25 protein-coding genes and 1 pseudogene are annotated in these 24,199 nt (G+C 56.7%); 11 read left to right on the plus strand and 15 right to left on the minus strand.

Translation table 11 applies throughout. From position 1 onward, the window contains the following. Window positions 1-14: 14 nt before the first annotated feature. The 4 genes from DWU98_RS09550 to DWU98_RS09570 all read right to left on the minus strand — a co-directional run bounded on the left by DWU98_RS09550 (window position 15) and on the right by DWU98_RS09570 (window position 4,754). Window positions 15-1,295: an ABC transporter permease gene (locus tag DWU98_RS09550; protein WP_230474773.1), complete on the minus strand. Its 1,281-nt coding sequence runs from the start codon at window positions 1,293-1,295 to the stop codon at window positions 15-17. After that, on the minus strand, window positions 1,250-2,560 hold the full coding sequence (locus DWU98_RS09555; protein WP_115495316.1) for an ABC transporter permease: 1,311 nt from the start codon (window positions 2,558-2,560) through the stop codon (window positions 1,250-1,252). Before DWU98_RS09555 ends, DWU98_RS09550 begins: the two co-directional genes overlap by 46 nt. Before the next feature lie 854 nt (window positions 2,561-3,414). Continuing rightward, a complete protein-coding gene (locus DWU98_RS09565; RefSeq protein WP_115495318.1) occupies window positions 3,415-3,771 on the minus strand; it encodes a DUF1428 domain-containing protein in 357 nt (118 codons plus the stop codon). 209 nt (window positions 3,772-3,980) lie between these two features. Further along, complete coding sequence (locus tag DWU98_RS09570; RefSeq protein ID WP_147293273.1) at window positions 3,981-4,754, minus strand: nuclear transport factor 2 family protein; 774 nt, start codon at window positions 4,752-4,754, stop codon at window positions 3,981-3,983. Window positions 4,755-5,050: 296 nt separating this feature from the next. Between DWU98_RS09570 and DWU98_RS09575 the strand changes: the two genes are divergently transcribed. Then, window positions 5,051-6,163, plus strand: a complete 1,113-nt coding sequence (locus DWU98_RS09575) for an NADH:flavin oxidoreductase (protein WP_115495320.1) — start codon at window positions 5,051-5,053, stop codon at window positions 6,161-6,163. Window positions 6,164-6,442: 279 nt separating this feature from the next. Continuing rightward, window positions 6,443-6,979: a hypothetical protein gene (locus DWU98_RS09580; RefSeq protein ID WP_147293274.1), complete on the plus strand. Its 537-nt coding sequence runs from the start codon at window positions 6,443-6,445 to the stop codon at window positions 6,977-6,979. Window positions 6,980-7,082: 103 nt separating this feature from the next. Here the strand turns inward: DWU98_RS09580 and DWU98_RS09585 are convergent, their stop codons facing one another. The 7 genes from DWU98_RS09585 to DWU98_RS09620 all read right to left on the minus strand — a co-directional run bounded on the left by DWU98_RS09585 (window position 7,083) and on the right by DWU98_RS09620 (window position 13,757). Beyond that, window positions 7,083-7,736, minus strand: coding sequence for a hypothetical protein (locus DWU98_RS09585; RefSeq protein ID WP_147293275.1), 654 nt, complete (start codon window positions 7,734-7,736; stop codon window positions 7,083-7,085). After that, the gene (locus DWU98_RS09590; protein WP_115495323.1) at window positions 7,733-8,359 is read right to left on the minus strand and encodes a hypothetical protein; all 627 of its coding nucleotides are present in this window, start codon (window positions 8,357-8,359) and stop codon (window positions 7,733-7,735) included. The genes DWU98_RS09585 and DWU98_RS09590 overlap by 4 nt, the downstream gene beginning before the upstream one ends. Window positions 8,360-8,552: 193 nt before the next feature. Continuing rightward, window positions 8,553-9,527, minus strand: a complete 975-nt coding sequence (locus DWU98_RS09595) for a hypothetical protein (RefSeq protein ID WP_147293276.1) — start codon at window positions 9,525-9,527, stop codon at window positions 8,553-8,555. Window positions 9,528-9,973: 446 nt separating this feature from the next. Then, window positions 9,974-10,246 (minus strand): XAC0095 family protein, encoded by a 273-nt coding sequence (locus DWU98_RS09600; RefSeq protein ID WP_115495325.1) that lies wholly within the window; start codon window positions 10,244-10,246, stop codon window positions 9,974-9,976. Window positions 10,247-11,117: 871 nt separating this feature from the next. Then, window positions 11,118-11,648: a cytochrome b gene (locus DWU98_RS09610; protein ID WP_115495327.1), complete on the minus strand. Its 531-nt coding sequence runs from the start codon at window positions 11,646-11,648 to the stop codon at window positions 11,118-11,120. Window positions 11,649-11,730: 82 nt separating this feature from the next. Then, the gene (locus DWU98_RS09615) at window positions 11,731-12,723 is read right to left on the minus strand and encodes a VOC family protein (protein WP_115495328.1); all 993 of its coding nucleotides are present in this window, start codon (window positions 12,721-12,723) and stop codon (window positions 11,731-11,733) included. A gap of 59 nt (window positions 12,724-12,782) precedes the next feature. Continuing rightward, the gene (locus DWU98_RS09620; protein ID WP_115495329.1) at window positions 12,783-13,757 is read right to left on the minus strand and encodes an alpha/beta fold hydrolase; all 975 of its coding nucleotides are present in this window, start codon (window positions 13,755-13,757) and stop codon (window positions 12,783-12,785) included. A gap of 462 nt (window positions 13,758-14,219) precedes the next feature. Between DWU98_RS09620 and DWU98_RS22210 the strand changes: the two genes are divergently transcribed. Further along, complete coding sequence (locus DWU98_RS22210; protein WP_230474774.1) at window positions 14,220-14,777, plus strand: helix-turn-helix domain-containing protein; 558 nt, start codon at window positions 14,220-14,222, stop codon at window positions 14,775-14,777. A gap of 164 nt (window positions 14,778-14,941) precedes the next feature. Here DWU98_RS22210 and DWU98_RS09630 read toward each other — a convergent pair whose 3' ends face one another. Then, window positions 14,942-16,696: an aspartyl protease family protein gene (locus tag DWU98_RS09630; protein WP_158545018.1), complete on the minus strand. Its 1,755-nt coding sequence runs from the start codon at window positions 16,694-16,696 to the stop codon at window positions 14,942-14,944. 258 nt (window positions 16,697-16,954) lie between these two features. Between DWU98_RS09630 and DWU98_RS09635 the strand changes: the two genes are divergently transcribed. Both DWU98_RS09635 and DWU98_RS09640 read left to right on the plus strand, forming a co-directional pair. After that, window positions 16,955-17,422, plus strand: coding sequence for a DUF2975 domain-containing protein (locus DWU98_RS09635; RefSeq protein WP_158545019.1), 468 nt, complete (start codon window positions 16,955-16,957; stop codon window positions 17,420-17,422). 5 nt (window positions 17,423-17,427) lie between these two features. Next, the gene (locus DWU98_RS09640) at window positions 17,428-17,664 is read left to right on the plus strand and encodes a helix-turn-helix domain-containing protein (RefSeq protein WP_115495333.1); all 237 of its coding nucleotides are present in this window, start codon (window positions 17,428-17,430) and stop codon (window positions 17,662-17,664) included. 41 nt (window positions 17,665-17,705) lie between these two features. Here the strand turns inward: DWU98_RS09640 and DWU98_RS09645 are convergent, their stop codons facing one another. Both DWU98_RS09645 and DWU98_RS09650 read right to left on the minus strand, forming a co-directional pair. Next, window positions 17,706-18,728, minus strand: a complete 1,023-nt coding sequence (locus DWU98_RS09645) for a hypothetical protein (RefSeq protein ID WP_147293277.1) — start codon at window positions 18,726-18,728, stop codon at window positions 17,706-17,708. A 700-nt stretch (window positions 18,729-19,428) separates the two neighbouring features. Next, a pseudogene (locus tag DWU98_RS09650) lies at window positions 19,429-19,992 on the minus strand (transposase); the annotation flags it as partial. A 241-nt stretch (window positions 19,993-20,233) separates the two neighbouring features. On the opposite strand from DWU98_RS09650, the gene DWU98_RS09655 reads away from it, so the two are divergent. From DWU98_RS09655 to DWU98_RS09680, 6 genes are all read left to right on the plus strand, one after another. Then, on the plus strand, window positions 20,234-20,596 hold the full coding sequence (locus DWU98_RS09655) for an ArsR/SmtB family transcription factor (RefSeq protein ID WP_115495336.1): 363 nt from the start codon (window positions 20,234-20,236) through the stop codon (window positions 20,594-20,596). Then, window positions 20,574-21,074, plus strand: coding sequence for an SRPBCC family protein (locus DWU98_RS09660; protein WP_230474775.1), 501 nt, complete (start codon window positions 20,574-20,576; stop codon window positions 21,072-21,074). The genes DWU98_RS09655 and DWU98_RS09660 overlap by 23 nt, the downstream gene beginning before the upstream one ends. Before the next feature lie 120 nt (window positions 21,075-21,194). After that, window positions 21,195-22,049, plus strand: coding sequence for an alpha/beta fold hydrolase (locus DWU98_RS09665; RefSeq protein ID WP_230474776.1), 855 nt, complete (start codon window positions 21,195-21,197; stop codon window positions 22,047-22,049). Window positions 22,050-22,394: 345 nt separating this feature from the next. Next, window positions 22,395-22,787, plus strand: a complete 393-nt coding sequence (locus DWU98_RS22640) for a GFA family protein (RefSeq protein ID WP_484488895.1) — start codon at window positions 22,395-22,397, stop codon at window positions 22,785-22,787. Between the two features lie 234 nt (window positions 22,788-23,021). Further along, window positions 23,022-23,426 (plus strand): hypothetical protein, encoded by a 405-nt coding sequence (locus DWU98_RS21675; RefSeq protein WP_147293278.1) that lies wholly within the window; start codon window positions 23,022-23,024, stop codon window positions 23,424-23,426. A gap of 210 nt (window positions 23,427-23,636) precedes the next feature. Beyond that, complete coding sequence (locus DWU98_RS09680; protein ID WP_115495338.1) at window positions 23,637-23,963, plus strand: nucleoside triphosphate pyrophosphohydrolase family protein; 327 nt, start codon at window positions 23,637-23,639, stop codon at window positions 23,961-23,963. Window positions 23,964-23,991: 28 nt separating this feature from the next. Here DWU98_RS09680 and DWU98_RS09685 read toward each other — a convergent pair. Further along, window positions 23,992-24,199, minus strand: a 208-nt coding sequence (locus tag DWU98_RS09685) for an XAC0095 family protein (protein WP_230474777.1), incomplete at its 5' end; no start/stop codon positions are given.

A 24,199-nucleotide genomic window follows, 5' to 3' on the forward strand; every position in this document is an offset into this window, starting at 1 on the left:
AGCGCTCGCGCTCATCAAGCACTTGTGATTCGAATGGCTTCTATCGGTGGTACACGCGATGCCCGCAAGGCCGGCATCAGCACGGCGCCTTGACCCAGCAGTATCAATGTGATCGCGCTAACGATGACATACTTCAACGACAACATCGTCATCTCATATTGGATGATCATCCATATGTTCAGGCTTATTGCCAGCGCAATGCCCAGGCTGATGCCGCCCAAAACGATCAAGAGATTTTCAGTAAGAAAGTAATAGAGGATGTCACCTTGCGTCGCACCCAGCGCTCGGCGTATACCAATTTGTCTGCGTCGTTGGGCAACCCAGAAACTGGTGAGGCCAACAATACCGGCCGCGGTGGTGATCAACAGGATTGCGCAGATTGCGGTCATCAATATGGCCATGCCACGGTCACTCTTGTAAGCCTGCTCGCGCACCACACTGAAGGTACGGACCCCTCCATCTTGAGAAAAGACGCGCATGCGGTCGAGCTTGATCAGGACGGCAGGCGCATCCTTGGTGATCGCGGAGAGTTGGCCAGGCCTGCTGCGGATCAGGTAGTTGCCGTCTTTGCCCGAAAGCAGCGCGGGCAGCAACACGGCGTACTCGGTGAAACTGGCGGAGGGCGATGGCGCCTGCAGCCGCTCGATGATGCCGATAACGGTGCTCGGTGAAGGGCTGTTGTTGCCGATATAGATCGGTTTACCCAGCGCGGAACCATCCGGGTATACCTTGTCGGCCAGGGCCTTGGTGATGATCACTTGAGGAAGCGGCGCGTTTTCAGACGGGTCGAGAAAACGTATCTCGTCGTCGCGAAAGTTGCGCCCTGCGATCAGTCGGGCGCCCATGGTGGCGATGGCGTGGTCGTCAGTGAAATACTCCTGCGCCAGGGAGATCCGCTGCCTTGTGTTCGGATTGAGGCGTATGCCTTCTGTCGTGCTATAGCCAGACAGTGGATACGCCTGCATCAGCGTTGCATCCTCCACGCCTGGCAATTGTCGCAGTGCCAGCAGATCTGACTTGGTCAGTGACGGAATATCCTTGGTGTCCGCACCGGCCCAGTAGTTTTGGATGGTCAGCAGATTGCTTTCGACCATGCCGGTCGGTTGCGACATCCGCTCGATACGCTTCTCGATGATGAATAGCGCATTGCAGATGATGGCGAGGGTCAGGGCCACCTGCAGCACGATCAGAATCGTGCCTGCTTTGTGCCGCTTGAGGGCACTGAGGACGGGTTTGATCTGTAGCATGCTCATGACTTCAATTGCCAGGCGGGTTGCACCATGGCGGCGCGCCAAGCGGGATAGAGCGCTGCCATCACGGTGGCCAGCACAGCGACACAGAGTGTCAGTGCCACCAGCGATGCATCAAGCGTGGCAAGCCGGGCGATTTGCGGCTCGAATATCAGCCCCAACTCGAACATCCCAGCGCCGGTCATCAGCAGTCCCAACATACCTCCGGCCAATCCCACTGCGCCTGCCTCGATCAGAAATTGCTCGTAGATGGCATTGCGTGGTGCACCCAGCGCACGACGCACACCTATCTCCGGCGCGCGCCGCAAGAACTTGGCCAGCAACAGCCCCACCGTATTGACTAGGCAAATCAACAGGAACCCCACGGAAACCAACAAGGAAATCTTCGACTCTGCCGGTACCACATGCTTATAGTCGAGCCACTGCATCACGTTGCGCAGGCGTATATTCGGAGGCCAGCGAAAACGCCCCGCGCGCTGCTGCTCGGCCGCATAGGCGTGCAGGTAATCGCGATATGCGGTTGCGCTGGTCTCGTCCGGCAATTCGACCCAATAGGCGATCCAGGTGCAATCGGAGTGGAGCCACGCGTCCCAACCGCTGCCGGGTGTTGTATTGCAAAGATTGGCGCCACTGGTCGGGATATGAAGGTCGACGGCGCGTGTAAATGGAATAAAAATCTGGGCCGCGCTGCCAAAAGCACCCACATTCTTCACGTCGTAAAATAAAGGCTGAGGGTTCCAGCCATCCATGACGCCAACGATGCGATAGGTGCGATTATCCAGCACGATATCGCGGCCGACGCTATTGGCGCCGCCGAATAGCCTGTCATTGAGCGCACGGTTGATGACAACCACCGCCGCGCGTGCTTCGTCATCTGCCGTGGACCAACCGCTGCCGTAAAGAAACGGTATGTCGAACATCGGGAAAGTATTGGCATACGTTGCATAGCTGATCTCCCGCAGCGGCAGGCCCGACGTATTGCTTGGCGCGACAGATATGTCGATGGGATACAGCGCCGTCTGAAGTTTTGCCCGACGTGCCTGCATCAATGCCATGGCGTCGGTGTAACTCATCATATCCGGCGGCTCTCCATCATTCTCTGCCGTCGCCGTTTCGTCCACGTTGTCGATCTGCGGCACAAACAGCTGCGACGATTTATGTGGAATGGGATTGTGTGAGGTGGCGCGAAACACCGCGTAAGTCGTCATGGACGACGCCACACCAACGCTGATGGTCAAAACCATCAACATGGTAAGCACCGGATTGCGTCGAAGACTGCGAAGCCCCAGTCTGAGATGATAGGTAAACATGAGAGTTCCAGGGCTACGCTTCGGTTTTTTGATTTTCGGCAAGCTTGGCCTGGAGATCCATTGTGCCGGCCCACGTCGCCGTGTATAGCAACGTCAGGATGGGCATGCACGCATCGGTGCAAAACTCAACGGCGAGCGTCGCAAAAAGTTTCGGCGGCCTGCGCCGCGCTGGCCCGTGCCATGCAAGTTCAAAAGCATGCATTCCCAGATTCTCCCTTCAGGGGAATTGACCGCATCAGTGATCGCTGCCGCGCTTTCGTGACAGGCGATCGCCACTCCCGACCGTTGGTAGCAAGGAGCAGACCAAGCTCGATATTGCGCGAAATCCACACCCCTACAAATACTTAAGGTTAATGGGGTTCGGCGTGGGCTGTGTCCGCGGACAGTTCGTGCGGACAGGCGGACAGATATCTGGCCAGGTGAGCCTGAGTGAGGAATTCGTCCTTGCCTAATCGACGGCCATGTGTCGATCTGCTGACGATGCAGTTGCTGGAGTGCGCGCGCTCCAGCAACAGAGCTAGTCTGTCGCTACCTTCCAAGCACTAGACCTCAGTTCAAGAAAGCCGATTTCGACCTCCAGGAATTTCTCGATGAGTGATGCATTGGTATCGATGCACGTTAAGCCGCCAGTCAAACCAAGGCAGCCTGTAACCCGGAAGCGATATAGAGCTCTAAAGATCAGCCATATTAGTTAGTTAGGCCTCTCGGCCAATTATGCTTTACGGTCGCGGCCAATTTATGGTTTCCGCTACACATGCTGAACCATCGTTTGGCCAGTACGGCCAAACGATGCGATTCCGGAAGCAACGTTTGGCCAGCGGACGTTTTGCCTCGACGGGTAAATCCACGCTTCCCTAGTCCGGCAGGCTGACCACCGGTGCGAAGCCGCCGAAGATCATGCGCTTGCCATCGAAGGGCAAGTCGCCGGCGGCGTTCATGCGCGGATCTTTCATGACTTTATCCATGCCAGCATCGCGGGTGGCCTTGTCGGGCCATTCCACCCAGGAGAACACCACGGATTCGTTCTCCTTCGCCTGCACGGCGCGGCGGAAATCGGTGAGCTTGCCATCGGGCACGTTGTCACCCCAGCACTCCACCACTCGGATGGCGCCAAACTCCACGAAAATGGGGTCGAACGTACGTGCGTGCCGGATAAATTGCTCGCGGTTGGCATTGGGTACGGCGATCACAAAACCATCGATGTAGGACATGGCAGTTTCCTTGGCGTGAAGTGGCGGCCGACATGGTCGCCTTCATGCATGCGTCGAACGAGCGTGCGCAGGATCGACACAGGACCACTCTTCGACCAGTCGCCGCATGAAAAAGACCAGCGGATTCTTCTTTGACGTGAAGGCACGCTTCACAGCGAAGCGTGCCTTATCCATGGATGAAACGACCTCGTCAGCAACACAGATACGCGCTAACCGGAGCTCACACGCGCCCAGGAGCGGCCATCCGTTTCGCGTCTATCGATGAAGCCCGTGACGTGGCCCTTCGCGTCGCGCTGAAAGACACGACGTAGATACACGTTATCCGGTTGAAAAAGCACATCGCGCGTTTCAGCCATCAGTTCGGTAAGAGGCTCTCCCGCTCTCCCTCCGAGAATACGATGGCCATCGCGTTTAATAATGTAAGTGACATTGGCGCTGCGGTAGGTGCCAACAAGCTCATCGATTTGCTGAGATGTCAGCAGGATGGGAGGAGGGTTAATCCTGATGCGATCGGTATGCACCAATCGCAGTCGCCATTGACCGTGAATGCGCTGCCAGGTCTCAGTCATAAGAAGATGGGAATGTCTTTCGTCTACGCGACCAGGTCTCTGCGGAACATCGTCTTGATGAAAAACCTGTGCCGTGTCGCCAATGACTTTCACTTCGTAGTTTCGAATGATGAGTGGCATTAAGCCGTCATCTTCGAGCTCCTTCAAAAACTGATCGCGACGGGAGACTTCGCCTTCCTCGACGTACATGAAATCAGAGGTGGTAAGTCGAGCCCACGTATTTCGATCGCCGCGGTGAATTGCGGTAAGCAGCAACTCATCGTTGGCATAAAGCACCTTTCTTACATCGGCGGGCGCATCAACAGCTTGAGCGGACGCTGTTTTAATCTGCGCCGTGCAAATCAGGCAAACGATGGCCATAACGCAGCGCTGCCCGATCGCGGCGTTGGATTTTTTCATTGATGAATCGGTCATCTTCACTCTCTCAGATAGTACGACTTTCGTTATGCCGATCGTCGGCTTTGGGTTGCGATTTCAACCGGTTAACGCAACACATCGCTGGAATCGTTCGGCGGATGTTTCGACGTTCAATGTTTGCCGTGGCCGCTCATTCAACCGCCGAGCCACGACGTCGAGTTTAGCCTCCCTAAACCACGCTTCATCAACGCGACGCCATCACTTACCAAAAGGTAGGTATTGGTGTTTTGGTTTTTGAAGCCTACGATGCGGCCCTACTGAGGCCCGAGGGTCTCACCGGATGGTGGAAAGGTATGTCCAATCTCAACGCTCTGTTCAAACCCTACCGACTGAACGCGCTCAACCTACCGAACCGCGTCGTGATGGCGCCGATGACGCGCTCCATGTCTCCAGGCGGCGTGCCGACCACCGAGGTCGCCAGCTACTACCGTCGCCGCGCGGAACATGGCGTCGGCCTCATCATCACGGAGGGAACCGGGGTCGGCCGCGCGGCCTCGCTCAACGAACCTGACATGCCGCACTTCCATGGCGAGGCGGCGCTTGCTGGCTGGAAGAACGTGGTTGACGAGGTTCATGCAGTAGGTGGACGCATCGTGCCGCAGCTGGTGCATGTGGGGCACAAGCGGTCGGCCTCACTGCCAAACTGGACACCACCGGCGCCCTATGAAAGTCCCTCGGGGCTCTCCGTGACAGGCGAGCCTGTGGGGCGATCCATGAGCGAAGCGGATGTGGCCGACACCATCGATGCGTTCGCGCGTGCAGCGCTGGATGCCGAGCGGCTTGGGTTCGACGGCATCGAGCTGATGGGTGCGCACGGCTATCTCCTCAATCAGTTCTTCTATGACCATCTCAACGTGCGCAATGACCGCTACGGCGGCGCGACGCTGGTGGAGCGCTCACGTTTCGTTGTCGAGATTCTGAAGGCCGTGCGGTCGGTGGTGAGTGCCGGCTTCCCGGTGATTCTCCGCCTGTCGCAATGGAAACCCAAAGACTTCAGTGCACGGCTCGCAGAGACGCCCAACGTGCTGGAAAAGTGGCTTGGCCTGCTCGTCGAAGCGGGTGTGGACGCCTTCCACCTCTCGCAGCAAAAATTCTGGCTGCCTGCCTTCCCTGAGATCGATGGGGAGCTGAACTTTGCCGGTTGGGCGAAGAAGCTCACCGGCGTGACCGCGATAACCGTCGGCGCCGTTGGTCTATCCGGCGACGTCTACGAATCCCTCGGCGGCAAGAGCGCCCAATCCCAGCCGCTGGATGGACTGCTCGCGCGGCTGGAGCGCGACGAGTTCGACCTGGTAGCGGTCGGACGCGCATTGCTCCAGGACCCTGCGTGGCTTGAGAAGGTGCGCAAAGGTCGTGTCGAAGAGATTGCCGACTTCACGCCGGCGGCTTTTGCCACGCTGAGCTAATCGCGGTGGGCGCGTCTTACACGCGCAGTTTCCGAGCAAAGCTTGGAACGGTGACTACTCAGATAGCAGCGCGCTGCCAATCAGACGCTCCAGCCATGAGTGTGAAAATTCTCGCAGCCTCGCTGACACAGAGTGCATATTGATCGATATCAATGGGTCGTGTTTCGTTGACGCAGTTGCCAAGGCTATCTAGCATGCGAGGTAGCGTGGGAATACTGACCGCCAAATTGAGGTCAGAAGCCCACTTGTGGTAAGCCCACTATTTAGGAACGAACTACGGTGAGTAGTTTTATAGCCGCATTCTTTCCGAGCTTCCTGGCAACGGTGTTTGGTATTGCGCTAGGAATCCCGGCGGCCTTCTATGTGAACCGGCGGATGCTCAATGCCCAAATTGACGCGTCGACTGCAATGCTGACGGCACGACGCAAAGTGGCTGCGAAGGTTCTCATCCAGTCCTGTCTATACAACATCAAAGTACTGGAAAGTGTCGCCGAGTTTGCCATGCAGGGAAAAGTGATGCGGAAGCTGGACCTCCAGCTCACGACTTGGGACGCTGTTGGGCCTGTTCTCACGCCCGACTTTCCCGACCCGATGCTACTTCAACAACTGGCGCATCACTGGGTGCGGTTGCGACATCTGGAGCTCTTAAATGACGATATGTTTCGTCGTGAAGTAGGCATGCTACCCGCATTCAAGGATGACGATATGATGCTTGGCATGTGGGGAGAGCTGTATGAGCTATCCACCTCCCTGTCCAGGCATGCATCGCAAACAGCTGAGGCGCTTAAGCCTTACTCTGCAAGTGTCGAGGAGTGATATATCCGGGATTAAGCCAACTCAACCTCCACGTCAGAACTAGTAAAGGATGCAATCAACCAGAGAATCGCCACCTGCCTCAATTCCCGCACAGTCAAAGTTTTTAATTTCTGTCATTCGCCCATTTTTCAACGTGAGACTCGATCAGCTCTCTCAAGGGATGAATAAGACCGGCATCCAGATTATTTGAATTTAGCGATAGCAATGGAACAAATAGTCCGACACCAATATTTTCCCTGTCTTCAAAATATTCATAGACCCTAGCGTTATATAAGTCCTTGAACAAATTGCGATCATCTACCAACTGCGATTCACCATCCACTATTTGCTTGCGATGATAATCGTCATCGGGTGAATCATAAAAATCTGACAGACCTAACTCACAATCGCTGCGTTCAAGATAGATGATGAGAAATGGATCGAAGCCCTTCTTTTTAGCATCCTCGTTCATCGGATATATCCTCGAAACAGCGTAAAGAAACGCTTTTTTCTTTCGCCCTTTTTGCTTTGGAGTTGAGTAACTGACCTTGTAGCGCCAAAGCCATGCAGTAGAAACGTCATCGGTGGCTGTCGAATCAGTAGCCTCGTGCTCCTTATCCAGCTCAATGCGAGATACGAAATCACCCGATAAATTTGGAAGCTCGATGTCTAACTTGTTCTTCAAGGCATTAATTTGCTTCCACACATGACTAATTAAATCAATTGAAGCGATAATTGACGACGTAAAGTCCGCATGAGTACGAGTTGCTTCTGTCATTTTTTGATCTCCCAACTCGTTACGTATCCTGCCATTCGCTCGGTGAGCGGCAGCATTGATTCAGCCAGAAAGCTCCAATGATCCACATGCCACGCCCCAGTGAAATGGTGTGCCTTTGCTTTCAGCGTACCGATTTCCGTCTGGAATGAATCAAACGGAACTATGCCCATTTCCGACAAAAAGAGCCCAATGCGGTCTCTCCAGATTGATGTTGCTGGCGAATCGCCCCAGGCACTCTTCAAACTCAAACGGTTGACAAGCTGATGCCATGTGACGGCCTTGCATCCCGAGAACACAAGCTGTTCCCGCATATCCGCGTCGCCTACGTTTTTTGACAACAGCACGTGATAGGAATGTTCCTCGTAACTGCCTCGGCAGAAGGATTCACGCTGCTTTATTAGCTGACCTGAGCCGCTCATCCTCGCGTCCCATTTGACTTCCACAACGAGTCGTTGCATCTGGCATTCGGTGGCATCAAAGAAATCCACGACCAGGTCGGGTTCGGATCCTTCAATTCGTGGCCAGAATTGCACGGTGTGCGTTTTAGGGCTTATGGACTTAACTTTATGACCAGCCAGACTAGCAATCTCGTAGACAATGGCATAGGCCGATTCGGCATTCATGTACTGAAGTGGGCCAAATACATTCGACGTAATCACGTCCTCGCTGAGAACGGCTCGCCCCTTCCTCGACTGGTCATGAGTATTTCGGAAATTGCCTAACGGTTTATGTCTGACGATAGCATCTAGCACTCGACATACCTTTTTGAAATCTTGCGCTCAGTCCAGCAACCCCACCCTCTTTGACGTGCCTGCTTCATCTCGATCGATCAATGATCCAATCAGAAATCCCGCTTTCAAGCGCCATGCGCGCGACCTCTTCGGCTCCAACAAGAACCACTCCCGAGTCCTCCCAGTCGTTTTTTAGCTCGTCGGACGACGTGTGGTAAACAAAGAAGAGACGTGTGTAATGCTCGCGCGCCTGATACTCCTTCACCACAGACTTGAGCACGCCTTGGCTTGTCGCACTTTTAATTTGCACGTACGCCCGCTCGCGTGTAAGGGGCATCTCCAGATCGAGATCCTTGACCGGCTCGTTACCACCCACGCGACCCAAGCGTCGCCAACCGGCATTGACAAAAGCCATGTCAACTAACACCTCAAAGTCCCGTTCATGCAACCGACGGATTAAGACGACCAAGGCTTCGAGCAATTCTGTTCGGGCCTGATCTGCCCTCTTTACTTCTTGCGAACGCAGCCCGTTAATGCGGTTGACCAAGTATTCATGGTCAGCCACATTGCACGTAGTGCTACGGAACATCGACAGCTTTGTGACCGTTCCAGGCAGGCTAGTGCGCGTGAGTGAATTGCCCTGTGCGTCGGCCGACCGCCAGCCTTCACGGACGCGACGAAAGCTGCTCCAGTCCTTGTCATCGCCTGGATTAGCCCGCTCCGGCTCGCCGGACTCAAGGAAGCCGTAGTGTAATTTGTCGTCAATAAACGTCACCCACAGGGTGTCGCCTTTATCCTCGAAAAAAGCTTTCATTTGATTAGCAAAGCTTGAGGCGATGCGGGCCGAGCAGCCGCTGTCTTCTAGCCAGCCCTGGCGGATCTCACCCCACTTACCTTCGCGGCACAGTTGGAGAGCTTCCGGGTCTGCGGACTCGAATCCAAAACGAAGTATGCTTTTCTCCAAACTCTCCTGCTCCCACCTGCCGCCCGCGCCGAGCTTCACGTAGCGGACGTGTTTAGGTGCAATAGGAAAAGCAATCGGCTTGCTCTTGGCGTCCATAACAGTCCCCTTGTTGATGGTGTCCCAGAGAATCTTACCATGCTCGTGGCCCCCAGCTTCGTGGGGTATAAGGCCACGCTGGCCTGTCATCGTCACCAGAAAACAGTTTGCCGGTTAACATAGGAGCCGCAGCTGGCCGCGATACCAGGCTAAGAGTTAACCATCAAAGCTTAGAAGCTTCTTTGACGATCCCGATGACTGCCAAACGTCTGTTATAGCCCACGGGGTGGTGCTGGTAACCCGTTTTGATACTCCGTCGACGCGCTGTCTACTTCGGGCGCACCGCTGTAACGCCTGTCGAGCTATTCCCCAGCCGACTCATAGTTCACTGCTCATCGTTACGAAATGCGATGCATATTGGCGCCATCACGCTTTCGAAGGGGTGAACACGCTTCTGTCTGCGGTGGAGCCGACGTCGAACCTTATGCTGAGAAGCCCCTCCCCCATCACTGCCACATCCAGCCCTGCTTACCCATCACATTCTCCTTACCCACTCGATCCAGCGCCTCACCAATCTGCACGCTGATCTCCATGAAGTAATAACTAAGCAGCGCGCGGCTGATGGTTAACGTCGCATCGCCGCTTGCCTCGCTCTCATCGTTGTGGGCAATGCGCGCCATCAACGCCAGCATGCCTTGGATGCTTTTGAGTTCTTCGTAGCCTTCTTCGGACAATAGATAGAGTTGCGGGCCGGATGGGCCGCTGTGCTTGTCTTCCATGGGGTGCTCCACGCGCTTAGGTCACGCCGCGTATTGCGCGCGGCGTGAAGGGCTGCAGGAAAAATCCTGCATGGGTAGGCGGAATGTTCTGTATCCGTTTTCTACGTTTGCCCACTTGGGCCCGACGCCGCGCCGTAGGCGGGGCGGTGAAGTCGTATAAAGGTCGGCGTGGCGGGGGCGCGCGGTGGCGTGCTTGCCGTATGATCGGGAGTAACCATGGTCAACTCTCTTCTAGTTGGTTGTGGCCAGCGGATCGTCTGAGCGCTCACTCTGGCGATCCGCGCAACTTCACTCATGTCGGGTGTGCCGTGCTCATCCAAGCCCGATGGGCACACCCGACCCGAACACCATCGCACAGTTGCAGCGTGATATCTGTCAGTGCAGGCAGATACGTTGTGACGGTAAAGCTGATGCGTGCGCTACGCGGATGATGAACCGCGCGACCCAGAAAGCGATTTCGATGAGGTGCGTCACAAGCGCGCGCACCATGATACCCGCAACCCTTCCGGTAGCAGGCTAAACGATGCTTTTCCTAGCGTGGCCAATCCATGGTTTCCGCCGCACTGCTTGCGCGTTAAACCCCAGTTGGCCATCACCCGCACGTTGCCGAGCCGCTTTATGCGGCTGCCGTGACCGACACACCGAGTGCTGGAAGGCGCATCTTGCGCGATGGCCAACTCATGCGAGACGCGAGCGGCAAACGCATGTGATATCGCGCATCTTTGCCTCAAAGCACCGCCTGCATCACTCCGATGGATCCGCGTGTATAGGCACTCACGGCGAGAAAATCCCAGAAGATGCGGTGATGAAGCGAGATGCGAAATCACTATGCTGAATGTATCGGAAGCTGGAAAAGAGGGCGGCATCCGCGTTACCTGAAGAACATGCGCCGAAAGAGTCCGTCTTTCTTGATGAACTGGTGATAGCACACTGCAATCACGTGCAAGACAATCAAGCCAACAAGCATAACGGCCACGGCGCGATGCACCGTCCACGTTGGGAAGATCGCGAAACTTGGCGGTAGCGGCTCCCCACTTCTGGCGAAAACGATGGCGGGCAATCGGGCGAGGATGCCCGTGGCGTAGCCGCTGCCTACCATCAGCAGAATCAACACGTAAAAGCCATAGTGGGCGATGGGTGTGATGCGATCGAGGAAGCAGCTACCGCTGGACAGGCGGGGCGGCCGTGCGGTGCACATCCGAACGATAAAACGGATCATCATCAAAGCAAGAATCAGCATGCCGGCAGCCATGTGTACTTCCAGTACATCGATCTTGTGTGGATCGGTGTTGGGCGTAACGGCCAATGCAAAGAAACCGATCGCCAGCATGGCGATGATCATCAGTGCGAGGAGCCAGTGCAGAGCGGCCAGTAAGGGGTGGTAACGGGAGACTTGCGTCATCTTTTATTCCTCGACATAAAACAAGAAGGCATTGGCGCCGGAAGGGATGAGCCGGTTGCGATGCCGGTTAGATGGAGGGCGATCATCCACCGCAGGCATCCTTCGACACTGTTTTGGACATCTCGTGAAATTCAATCAGTAGCCCGAGGTCCGTTCGGGTCGGCGCCAGGAATGCATGGCCCAACACGCCGCGATAACTCGCAAGCGTGGTCTCGTAGCCACGCTCTGCCCATCGCTTCGCGCGAGGGAGGTCGTCGACGCCGATACTCAATCCGAGAATTTGCGGGCCGCCTTCATGTAAGGCTCGCGCAGCGATGCCCGCGCCATCCGGCTCAAGTACGAAAATGCTTTTGCCGCCGACGGGTACGCAGTAACCACGCGCTGCTATTTGCGGGATGCGGATGGGCTTGGCCTTCGCGTAGCCCAATCGTTCAAGCTGCCGCCGATCGACGTCGGCCGTGGCCGATAGCAGCCATACCGCCGACAGTTCACGTGCGCTGTTGGGATGCTCGCGCGCGACGCGATCATCGGCATGGCTGAAAGATGTTGTGTTGCTTGGCGCGTAGTCGATAAAGAAAAGATTGCTCGTCAATGGCTGATGTTGGAACGCGAACAGGCGCCAGCGTGGTGGGCGCGAGGGGCCTCCTCCATCGGGATCCGTACGCGATGCAGAAAAAATCGGCGTCGGCGTAAAACCGTCGCGCTGCAATAGCGACCGCGCTTGATCGAGCGCGGACGACCGTAGCCCAAACGTCCGGGCGCCGGGACCTCCATGCAGCACCGCCTGATCGGCAAGCATGCCTGGGTCCATCGTCGCGTTGGATCGGGTAATGCCTTCCAGCTCGATATAGCTCCGATCCGAAAACCGCACGTATCGATTGGCCACGCCGTTGGGGTCACGCCCTGGCCGGATCTGAAACCCGAGCTTGACTGCCATGATCGCAGTGACCTGATCGATGCTTTGTCCCCATAGCAAGACGTGATCGAGTTCGCTTTGCGTAGCGGGCGCCGGCGTTGCTGTAATTGCAGGCTGACAGATGCCAAAGAGGAGAATGAATGCGAGCAACAAACGCATGGCACCAGCAGCGCTCGGTGCAACTGGACGATGAAGAGGGATAGCTGGCTTCATGGGCATCACGCGACACGCCACAAGCGCATGGCTTCCGCCGCAATGACATCCGGAAACTCTTCAGGAAAGAACAGTTTCGCGCCGGGTAGAAAGCGGATTCCCTCGGAGCGGGGAAACAGATGGTCGAGATAATCGGCATCAGCGTGGGAGAAGATGTCGTCCGCCGCACCCCATACGATACGCACCGGTACACGGCTGCGTTTGAGCGAGGCCTCGATACCCGCCAGCGGATTGGGTACCAGCGCGATGTGAAACGCTTCGTACTGTGCCCTGCGCAAGGGGGAGCTGACGAGTGGCGCAAAGTAGTAGTCGATGGTTTCGTCCGCGAAATGACTAGGATCGCTGAAAACTGCTTTACCGAACGTCGCGCGGGCAAGCGCCTTGTCGTGGAGCCACTTGGCCGTCGTGGTGGCGAGCGTCCCCGCACGGGCCATGTCAATCGCCGGCTTGACCTTGGGCGGAGGGCTGTCCGGTTCGACATCGCAGTTGGTCAGCAGCAGCGTTCGCACGCGTTCGGGATAGTGCGCTACAAAGAGTTGTGCCACCGCGCCGCCGCTGTCGCTGGCGACGATATCCACGGCGGGCATAGCGAGTGTGTCGAGCAACGCGGCAAGCATCGCTACCTGGTCGCGCGCTGCCAACGATTGCCGCGCGTGAATTTGGGAGTATCCCAACCCCATGAAATCCGGCGCGACACATCGTCGATGTTGGCAAAGGCGATCCATCGCACCGCGCCATTGAAAGCCATTGAGCGGCGCGCCATGCAGAAAAAGCGCCGCATCGCCCGTGCCCCGTTCGACATAGGCGATGCGGCCAAAGGGCACATCGGCAAAGCGCCGCATGGCGGCAAATGCTGCGGCATCGGTGGCGCGTGGTGAGTTACCGCTTGCGCGAAACGCGTTCGAGCGCGACGCGTAGACCGCAGCGATGCCAGCGGCGCACGTAGTACCCGCTAGCTGCAAAAATTGCCGACGCCTCATGCTTTCACTCCGTATGCCGGGTCGCTCCCGTAGGCGGATATCCTGGCAGTGCACAACAGGGTCATGCGCGCACAAAGGGCCGGTTTCAGGCACATATGTATGATTTCCAGCACATGCATCCGGGCCGTCCGTATACAAGGATGGAGCATGGCTGGCAGACCTTCCTGTTATCCCGATCCTTCCGCAGCGCTGATGACGGGCGGTGGTGGCGACGGCTTGCCTTTGCTCGATGTACTCACGTCGCCGGTTCCCACGGGCCTTTTTCATTCGCCGGTAGATGATCGTCATGTCTTGTGCCTTCACCTTGGCGACCCGGTTCCTGTTTCTTATCGCGCGGGCTCGCACGAGCGCCGCGGGGTTCGTATTCATGGTCAGTTTTGTGTGGTGCCTGCGGGTTCGAGCACGCGTTGGATGGTGTCCCGGCCGGCGAAATCGCTGTTGCTTCGCCTGATGCCTTCGCTCTTGCAGGAGACCGCCGAGGCGATGGGTGTGGACAGCCGCAACGCCGCGTTAGCGCCTTCCATCCACCTGCGTGATGCGCATATCGAGCGCATCGGCTGGATGATGCAGGCCGAGGATCATGATGCGTATCCAGGTGGCCGCCTATTTGCCGATAGCCTCGCCTCCGCGCTCGCGACACGTCTGCTTGTTCTCCAAGCGAAAAAGAAGGTTTCCGATGCGAAGCCGGGTCGAGCGTTACCCGCGTGGCGGCTGCACCATGTGATCGAATACATCGATGCGCACCTCGATCAGGATCTGTCGCTTGCCGAACTTGCGGGCGTGGCCGGATTCAGCCGGTCACACTTCCAACCGCTGTTCAAGCAAGCTGTTGGTATGCCGGTCCATCGCTTTGTACTTGAGCGCCGCGTGGAACGCGCGCGTCTGCGTCTGCTTGAAGGTGGGAGAAGTGTGATGGAGATTGCGCTTGAAGCGGGGTTTGCGCATCCGAGCCACATGGCGCGCTGCATGCGCAGGATATTGGGCGTTAGCCCGTCGCAGATTGCTGGTTTATCGAAGTAGATGTCGGTTGCTTTCCCGCGTTTTTTGTTTTGGAACTGTGCCTAATTTTTAGTGAACTCCATCCCTGAGGCTTCGGCTTCCCTGCGCTTTGCTCGTCATTCCGGCCTTCGCCGGAATGACGAGCAAAGCGCGGCAAGTTCGCCAGTGCGAGTAGGGAAGCCACGTCAGGGTTTGTCGAGCAAAAGCGTATGCACACTCATTTTGCCACCGCGCATGACGCTCACCTGCACACGCGTACCCTGAGGTTGCTTCATGATGCGCTGCACATCATCCAGTCCCAGTTGCGAAACGGGAATGCCGTCAATGGCCGTTACGCGATCACCGACGCGCAATTGCGCCCGCTCGCTCGGCGACCCCGGCGTAATCATCACGACCTGGAATGCGTCATGTTCTGTGCGATCAAGGCCGAGTCCGCTGTGATTACCCGGCTGTGACTGTGCAAAGTGCCGGCCTTGTTGTAGATACAGCTGCCGATGCTCGTAATCGAAGGTCACCACGAAGCGTGACAGGATGCCATGACCGATATTGCCGGCGAGCAGCGACGATGCAAACGCGCCTTTGGCGGGAGATGCAAATGAGGTGCGCGGGCTCAACACGGTAAACGGACCGATCGAAAAGCTGCTGATTTGTGCTTCGGTGGTATCGATCTTGCCACCTGCTCCACGTGCGCCACTTGCGACGACTTGGCCGAGCGGTTTGATGTTGTGCGATGTTGCGAAGGGTGCGAACAGCGTCAACTCACCCACGTCGCCGGTATCCAGATTAAAGGTGCCGGCATTGCCGTCCGCCTTGGCCACGACCTGTGGTGTTCGGTCATTGAAAACAATCGGCACATCCGCCGCGCCGGGCTCGCCGTGAAACGAGGCCACTTTTGTAAACGTCAGACTGGTGTCGTCATAGTCGATGCGCGTGACGAATCGACGGAGCAATTCGTAGCCGATGATGCCGGCAATGGGTTCGCGTGCACCGCGATCGGTGAGCAGACGCGGCAGATCGACAATGACGAACGGCTGATCCCGCATGACGACGTTCCCGACGCGATAGCTTTTTACTTGGGCCGTCTGCATCGACTGCGTTGCCGTCCCCACGCCCTGGATAGGCTGATTGCCAGCCCCCTTTAAGCCCAGGCGCTGCGCCGCATCGGGTGTCAGCAGATTCAAGCCGCCGGTGTCCAGGAGGAAAGGCATCGGCGCGCTACCGTCGATGGATACACCCACCATGATCAAGCCGGCATACGGTGTAAATGACACGGTGGTCGATGCTGCACCGCCGTCAATGTCGGCATCATGCACGCTCGAGGATGGCATGGCGAAATGCGTGTTGTCGGCCGTGTTGCGAAGCGCGACGTGTTGCAGCTGCAGGGTTTCGTCGTACTGAGGATCGCCCATTCCCTGGCGTTGTTTGAAAGCCACCATCACGCCATCGACCGGCCGGTAGTCGCTGTACCAGGTGGTTTGCTTGCTGCCATCGTCGCTGTCCTCGATCACCCGGTCCAGCAAGTGGCTGCGCGCATCGATCCAGGCCTCGATGCCAAGGCCTCCTTCGGGAACGACATCCACGACATCGAAGATTTTTCCCGCTTCCGTACGTTGGCCCACATACGTCATGTGTGCAGGATCGACCGAGGCGCCATGGAACCAACCATTGCGCATCAGATAGGTATCCGTTGCCGCCTCGCGGGTCGATTGAATCGACTCGCGTACCGAGACCATGGATTTTTCATCCATGAACCACGCCCGCGTGCCGTCATAACCCTGCGCATTCGGCAGCTCAGCCAGCGTGCAATAGCTTGCATAACGCCCGCTGCGCAAATCCTGGTATTCGGTGCATCGTCCTCGTTGGCCGCCCTGCTCCACGGCGAAGTCCTGATCCAACTCCTTGAACAGGTCCCAGTGGGCTCCGCCGGAGGCCATTTTCATGGCTGAGAAAACTGCGTCGGGGGTTGGCGCAGGCGTTGCCGCGCGACCGGCCTGCGAGGCAGCACCGAGCAGAACCAAAACCGGAATCAGATAAGAGCGCTTGCAATACATGAGCCCCTCGGACATCGTGGCCAGGGTTCCCACTTTAGGAGAGAAGTTTATTGTTTTACAATAAACTTTATATACTTTACGATGATAACTACTTGTGATAGAGCCATCCGCGTAGCCCGCTGGCTACGCTACGCGATCCTGACCACTATGTGCTTTATCGTCGCTGCCAATGTTTTCCTGGCATGGCGCAGCCTGATCGGGCATCCCGACATCCTGAGCATGGTGCAGCTGGAAGTCACGGACCCACTAGTCGGTCACCCGCGCCTTGCCCTCATTGCCAATGCGCTGGTGTCGCTGATTTATCTGTACGGCCTGTATCGACTGGTGAAGTTGATGCGCTTGTTCGAACGCGGCGATTTCTTTTCTACGCAGGCAACGTCGCACCTGCGCGCCTTCTCACTTTCATTGTTGTTCGCCACGGTGGCGGGCTGCCTGCTGCCGGCCGTGGAGTTGGCGACGTCCCGCGCGATGGGTTTGAACCACGTCCAAAATGCCTCGATACAGATGGATATTTCGGACGTGTGGATGATCCTGATCAGCACGCTGTTCTTTCTCATCGCGTGGATCATGGGCGAAGCCCGGCAATTGGCCGAAGACAACCAGCTGATCATCTGACGCCTATGCCGATCATTGTCAATCTCGACGTTATGCTTGCGCGGCGCAAAATCAAATCGCGCGAGCTTGCCGCTTACGTCGGCATCACCGAACAAAATCTTTCCCTGCTCAAATCCGGAAAAGTGCGCGGCATCCGTTTCGGCACGCTTGAGCGTATCTGCACCTACCTCAAGTGCCAGCCCGGAGACTTACTCGAATTCAGGCCGGGTGAATCCGCGCAAGACGATGAGGTGGATATCTGATCTACCTGCGTTGTGGCTCGCCATCATCGCTCAGGATCCCGTTAAGTCTTATACGCTGCACACGCCTTGAAGCTTGCGGGGTTGGCAAGGAATTCGTCGACATACTCGAAACGTTTCACGACGCCTGGAAACGTGAGTGGTTGCCACTGCTTCAGGACAGCGCCATGGCGATCGGTCAGTTCGATGACGAGATGGCCGTTCATGTGGCGCACTTCATCCCACGCGACGAGTTCCGCAAAGTCCTCGGCTGAGGCGGAGGTGGCGTAGAGGCTGACGAATGGGCTGTTGGATAGTGCGCCGTAGACGGCTGACGCCTTTTGGATTTCCAGCGGCTTATGTGTTCTGAAAAAGGTTTCGTTCAAAGGACCTGTGTTCCATGGGGCGTCCAGGGTATGGGCTTCCTTCCATATACCTTCTACAAATTTCGAATGCGCTGTGAAGGTAACGCGGCACGTCTGATCGACTACGTGAGTGGACTCGTGCAAGAGAACGTAGTGGAGTGCGTCGGTGCCCTGACCCTTCACCGTTACCGTGATACCTGAGTCATCGCTTGTGAAATCGCGCCGCTCCTTGGTGGTCAGGAACGTCGAAAGCGATTCGTCGATAATGCTTGCCCGTAACGTGATGTTGTAGTGGCCATGATGCGCTCCGGGTGACGTGAGGCCGGTGCCTTCGCCCGGAATGCCGTCAATGAATGAGAGATCATCAAGCCGGTCGAGCAGCACGCGGCGATCAAGCGGCGGTAACGCAGCCAGTGCGGCCTTGATCTTCTGCCGCTCTTCGCCCGTCAGCGTATGCGGTTTGACCCCGAGCATCCCGGAACTTTTGAAAGTATTCATGACGAACTGGGAAGGCGCGCCGACCTTTTCCATAAGCCGTGTCGCTTGCTGATCTTGTTGTGCGTCTTGCGCGATGGCGAGTGAAGTCAGTGCCGCACTGAGTATCAAACCCTGCAGCCATAGCAAAGCAAGCCTACGAACATGTTGAATGGATACACGCTTCGTACCGCTTCTTGCGGGCGTCGAATGATTTAAACGTAGCATTGGCATGTGCACGGTTCTCATGAAATGGACAGCCTTTCCCGTTTGCATGGTGGCCGTATGACTCGTTGAACAGGATCGGTCCGGGATGCGCGCATTCGATCCTTTAGCGGAAAAACATCGTAGGGCCTACCAAGCAACATCCAGATGACTGCAACCAACAGAGCGTTCCACATCAATCGGAAGACCATCGAGCCGCCATAATGGAGTAGTGACATCTGCCCGTGGGGAAAAAAGACAGCCCCATGTGTTGCTGCAGTGGCGACCAGGCCGCATGCTCGAAAGGATCTTGAAAAAAATGGGCTGCGGCGATCACTGCCAGGGCCAGCCATGATCTGGGTTCGCGCCAATGCTGAGTTATACGATTCGAGATCATTCTCGTGGTCATAAGCAACCATTGGATCGCCTTTCCCGCGTGGCAGAGCGAAAGGTGTGCAAGTATGCGTTGAAGCGTGAGCTTTGTGCGACGAACCGGTGAGTCGCGATTGGCGATCGACGGTTGGGGCCGCATCGCCGCCATCGCTGATATCCCACTTAAAAAAATGCACGCCGCAGTGATTCGCGCCATCTCCCTTGCAGCTATTGACTCGTTGGAACGGGATAATGGCCCTTGCCACAGCTGACGCCAATGACGATGGCAACCGTGGTTATCGACAATGCCACCCCGATGCCGAACTCACTCATGACATACGGAGCTTTGCCCGCCGCCGATGTGGCCGCGTCCAGGATGCCCTGGATCAACACGGTCTAGTTCGTCCAGGTAACGCGCCACGCTCGCTTCCAGCTGCTGCATGCGGGCTTTGAGCTTGGCTTCCGACAGATTGCGATCACGACTATTGACGGCTTTGAACTTGCTACCGTCGATAGCGGCCACAGCATCGGTAAACAACTGCATCTGAGGGCACAGCAGCACGAATTGGCGACAAACACGACCGATGGCAGCACCGTTGTCCTTGCGAAAATCGGCTAAGGTTTTGAAATCGGGTGTACATCGCCCAGTCAGCCAGATTAGCTCGACGTTTCGCTGTGTCTCACGCTCAAGGCGCCGGCTGGATGGGACTCGGTTGAGGTACCCGTGGATGTAAATCTTGAGCAGCGTGATCGGATGGTATCGAGGGCGCCCAGTGATCGCGGGCTCGACGCTTTCGAACCCCAGTGTGCCAAGGTCTAGTTCATCGACAAAGACATCGATGATTCGAGCGGGATTATCCTCATTGATATGGTCTTCCAGCCGCTCGGGGAAAAGCAGGCCCTGTGATCGGTCCAGTCCTTCCACGAATCGCTTCATGGGACCCTCCGCGTGGGGCGAGGTCAGAATAGGTGGCTCGTTTTACGGGGCGTTTTCACACAGCCTGGACTCTGAGGCGTCATCCGACATCTTGACGTGGCTGCCACAAAACCGCTGGTCGGAACTTTGCCTACGCTGGACATGCGTAGTTTGGGTTCGGAGCGGCAGAGGAGCTGCGTGCGATTTGCGCCCGTGGGTCATCCGCTTGCAAATCACCCAAGCGCACCTTACAGTGAACCATATGGTTCACTATCAAACTCGCCTCGATACAACGTTCGCCGCGCTCGCCGATGTCACCCGACGCGGCGTGCTGGAGCAGCTCGGAGGTTCAGACGCTTCAATCACCGACCTTGCCCAAAGGTTTCACATGACCCTCACGGGCATGAAGAAGCACGTCAGCGTCTTGGAGCAAGCGGGGCTCGTGATTACGGAGAAGGTTGGGCGCGTACGAACCTGCAAGCTCGGACTGCGCCGACTGGAAGAAGAGGCCGCCTGGATCGAGCAGCACCGCCAGCTTTGGAGCGCACGCTTCGATGCGCTGGACAAGCTTGTCGAACACTTGAAATACGAGGAGAAGGCAGATGCCCAACGCAAAAGAAAATAGTGCCGTCGCCATGAATCGCACCACCGTGGAACGCAAGTCCGATCGCGAACTCCTGGTGACGCGAACGTTCAATGCTCCCGTGCACATCGTCTTCGAAGCGTGGAGCAAACCCGAATTGTTCAAGCAATGGTGGGTTCCGAAGTCGGTGGGCATGTCGCTGGTCTCGTGCGACATGGATATTCGCACCGGGGGTACGTATCGCCTCGTGTTCAGCCATCCGGACTTCGATCAACCGATGGCGTTCTTCGGCACGTACAGAGAAGTAACGCCGCACAAGCGGCTCATATGGACGAACGAAGATAGCGATCAGGGCGCCGTGACTACGGTGACGTTCGAAGAAAATGCCGGCAAAACGCTGGTCATCCTGCACGAACTCTACCCAACAACGGAGGCCCTCGAGGAAGCCCTCGCCGGTTCGGCGCAAGGCCTGCCCGAACAGTTCGCGCAGTTGGATGAGTTGCTCGCGAGCGGATCGTGACCACGCCGCGGCCGCCGATGTATGGAAGGGATGGCGACGAAGCACATAGTCACCCCCGCGCTGTCCCGTTTGGCGCCACGTGAGGACAATATGCTCAGACGCGATTTCCTGAAGACTGCCATGGCGACCGCCGTGCTGACTGCGGTCCTTCCCGTTCAAGCCAAGAAGACTCTCACCATGTCGAACGCGCATTTTGCCGATGTCAATGGCCAGCATTTGTTTTACAGCGTGCATGGCGTCGGCAAGCCGCTCATTCTTCTCCACGGCGGCATCGACCCGGACAGCTTTGGGAGCAATCTGGCCGAGCTGGCCAAGAGCCGGCAGCTGATCGCTCCCCATCTCCAGGCACATGGGCGCACGCCAGACACGGACAGACCACTGCGCAGTGAAACGATGGGCGATGACATTGCCGCCCTGATCGGTCATCTGAACCTCGGCAGGGCCGACGTCATGGGCTACTCGCTGGGTGCCAGCGTCGCGCTGCAGACCGCCATCCGCCATCCGGACGTGGTCAACCGGCTCGTGCTCGTGTCCGCGACGATGAAGCAAGACGGCTTTTATCCGGACGTGGTGGCGGCCTTCAAACAGTTGGAGGCCAACGCTGCCACGCTCGGCCCTAGCGTCAAGGCATCGCCGTTAGGGAAGGCCTATCCCGATGTCGATTGGACCAACCTCTTCAGGAAGGTCGGTGACCTGACCAAACGCCCCTTCGACTGGAGCGCTGACGTCGCCAAGCTTCAGGCACGCACACTGCTGGTCTTTGCCGACGCGGACGCCATCCGGCCCGAACACATGGTCGAGTTCTGGAAGGCGTTGGGAGGCGGCCAGCGCGATGCCGGGATCGATGGCTCCCTGCGGCCCGCAAACCAGCTCGCCATCTTGCCGAACACCACCCACTACACGCTCCCCGTCGAGCCGATGCTGCCGGAGATCGTCGAACGCTTCCTCGGCGCTGCATCGAAGGCAGTAGGTTAGGGACTCGCGAAGCGCTCACGGAGCTATCAGAGCGTGGGGGAATTGCACGTGTCCTTCGATGTTCTGAACAATCGGACATGCCACCGCGGACACGTGCTGGTCCATGAAGGGATAACGGGGTAACTCGATGCAGACAGGTAGGGCTGTACCAGCTTACTCTTGCGCGTGGCGTCTGCTTTCGAGGGCGGCCTCAACCGGTCATACACCCAGTTGTTGGCCTGGCATAGCGAAGATAAGCCACAGCAACAACAATGAGTCGCACGGGTATCTCGTTGCGCGATCGAGGATGTATAACCGGACAGGCTTGTCCGTATATTCACCCGTTAGGTGGCACGACAACCAATGATGAATTCCGTGAACCATGAACAGGCCTCGCCATCGCTGCACGGTTCCTGCCATTGCGGCGCAGTGCGCCTTACGCTTCCGACGGCGCCCGACATAGCGACGAGTTGCAACTGCTCATTATGTCGCCGCACGGGAGGGATATGGGTCTACTACCAACTCGGCTCAGTCTCAATCGAAGGCCACCCCGAGAACACGGAAAGCTATATGTGGGGCGATCGATCTTTGCGAAATGTGCGGTGCAAGACCTGCGGTATCGTCACCCATTGGGAGCCGATTGAGTCCACGCCAGGCGCTCGCCACGGCGTAAACCTGCGGAATTTTGAACCTGCGCTGCTGGAGTCGGTTGTCGTCAGGCGCTTCGATGGGGCGGACACCCGGAAATTCTTGGATTGAACACGGCCGCTTTTTCGAGCGGGGCACACCTACTTGAAGCAAAGGTCGACAGCTTCGGCCAGCGCTCAAGTTTGGACCAGAGCGCCCGTCGTCGCCTGTTTGATGAAAGGCTCGCCAGTCTGGGAGACATTTCCTTCCAGCGGGTGGAGGTTGCACCCCTCGAGATTGAGCACTTTGGTATCAAGTTCGGCTTACAACGTTTGCCTAAACATGGAATAGAACGAGGGGTACACTATGAAATTACTGCTGGCCATCTTACTGGCTGCTTCTTCTGTAGTGTCCGTCACGCCATCAGAAGACTTTCTATTAACGAAAGCCGCGGTGGACTTCCACAAAACATTGCCTGCTGAAATTGTCCGTGTCCGACACGTTCGGTTTGGTCAAGTTTTTAGTCCGGAGAATAAAAAGCAAGACGTGCTGTGCGGAGAGTTCATGTCAGCCGACAAAACGGGCAATCAATGGATCTCCTTTGCCACCATAAAAAGTCGCTATCAAGGCTCAGAAGGTGGCAAATATGAACAGTGGATCGGAGGTCAGGCGGAGGTCGTTTGCAAAGTAGGGAATGTCACAACAAGCGATAACAAGGATTTGTCATCCACTTTGCAGCAGCGTCTCGACCACTTTTCAAAAAGTAAGTAAGTGTGCCCCCGGCCTGTCCGCTTTCACCCAAAACGGACGTTAGTGACCGGGTACTTAAGACAAAGTGAGTCGCGAGCAGCCAAGCAGACCGGCGCTTTTCCGTACCCGCACTCACCGGAAAACCTTGATGCCGCCACGCCAAAAGCCAAGCGACGCCGAGGAGAGCACCATCATCATCGCGCCGTATAACCAGTGTCAGGTGCAATCGACATGAAACTCATTGATCTTGAAAAGTCAGCATTGCAGCTAAACGAGCTCTACGAACAGCTGGAGATGAAGATGTATGGGCGCATCTGGACCACAGAAGAGCTTGCGCTTGGTTTCGTAGGGGACGTAGGCGATCTAGCAAAACTGATCCAGGCAAACGCGGGTATCCGAAATATTGATGACTGCAAGGCTAAACTTGGTCATGAATTGTCGGACTGCTTATGGTCGATTATTGTTCTTGCAAATAAGTGCGGCATTGATTTGGAGGCGGAGTTCGCCAGAAACACCCGAGAGCTCGCCGAATATGTATCTGGCGAGCTTGGCAAATAATAAAGGCGCGATGGGAGCTCCGTGGCCATCACTGCCACATCCAGTTTTGCTTACCGATCACATTCTCTTTGCCCACTCGATCCAGCGCCTCACCCATCTGCGCGCTGATTTCCATAAAGTAATAGCTAAGAAGCGCGCGACTGATGGTTAACGTCGCATCGCCGCTTGCCTCGCTCTCATCGTTGTGGGCAATGCGCGCCATCAACGCCAGCATGCCTTGGATGCTTTTGAGTTCT

The organism is Dyella monticola (assembly GCF_003363155.1).
Lineage (GTDB): Bacteria > Pseudomonadota > Gammaproteobacteria > Xanthomonadales > Rhodanobacteraceae > Dyella_B > Dyella_B monticola.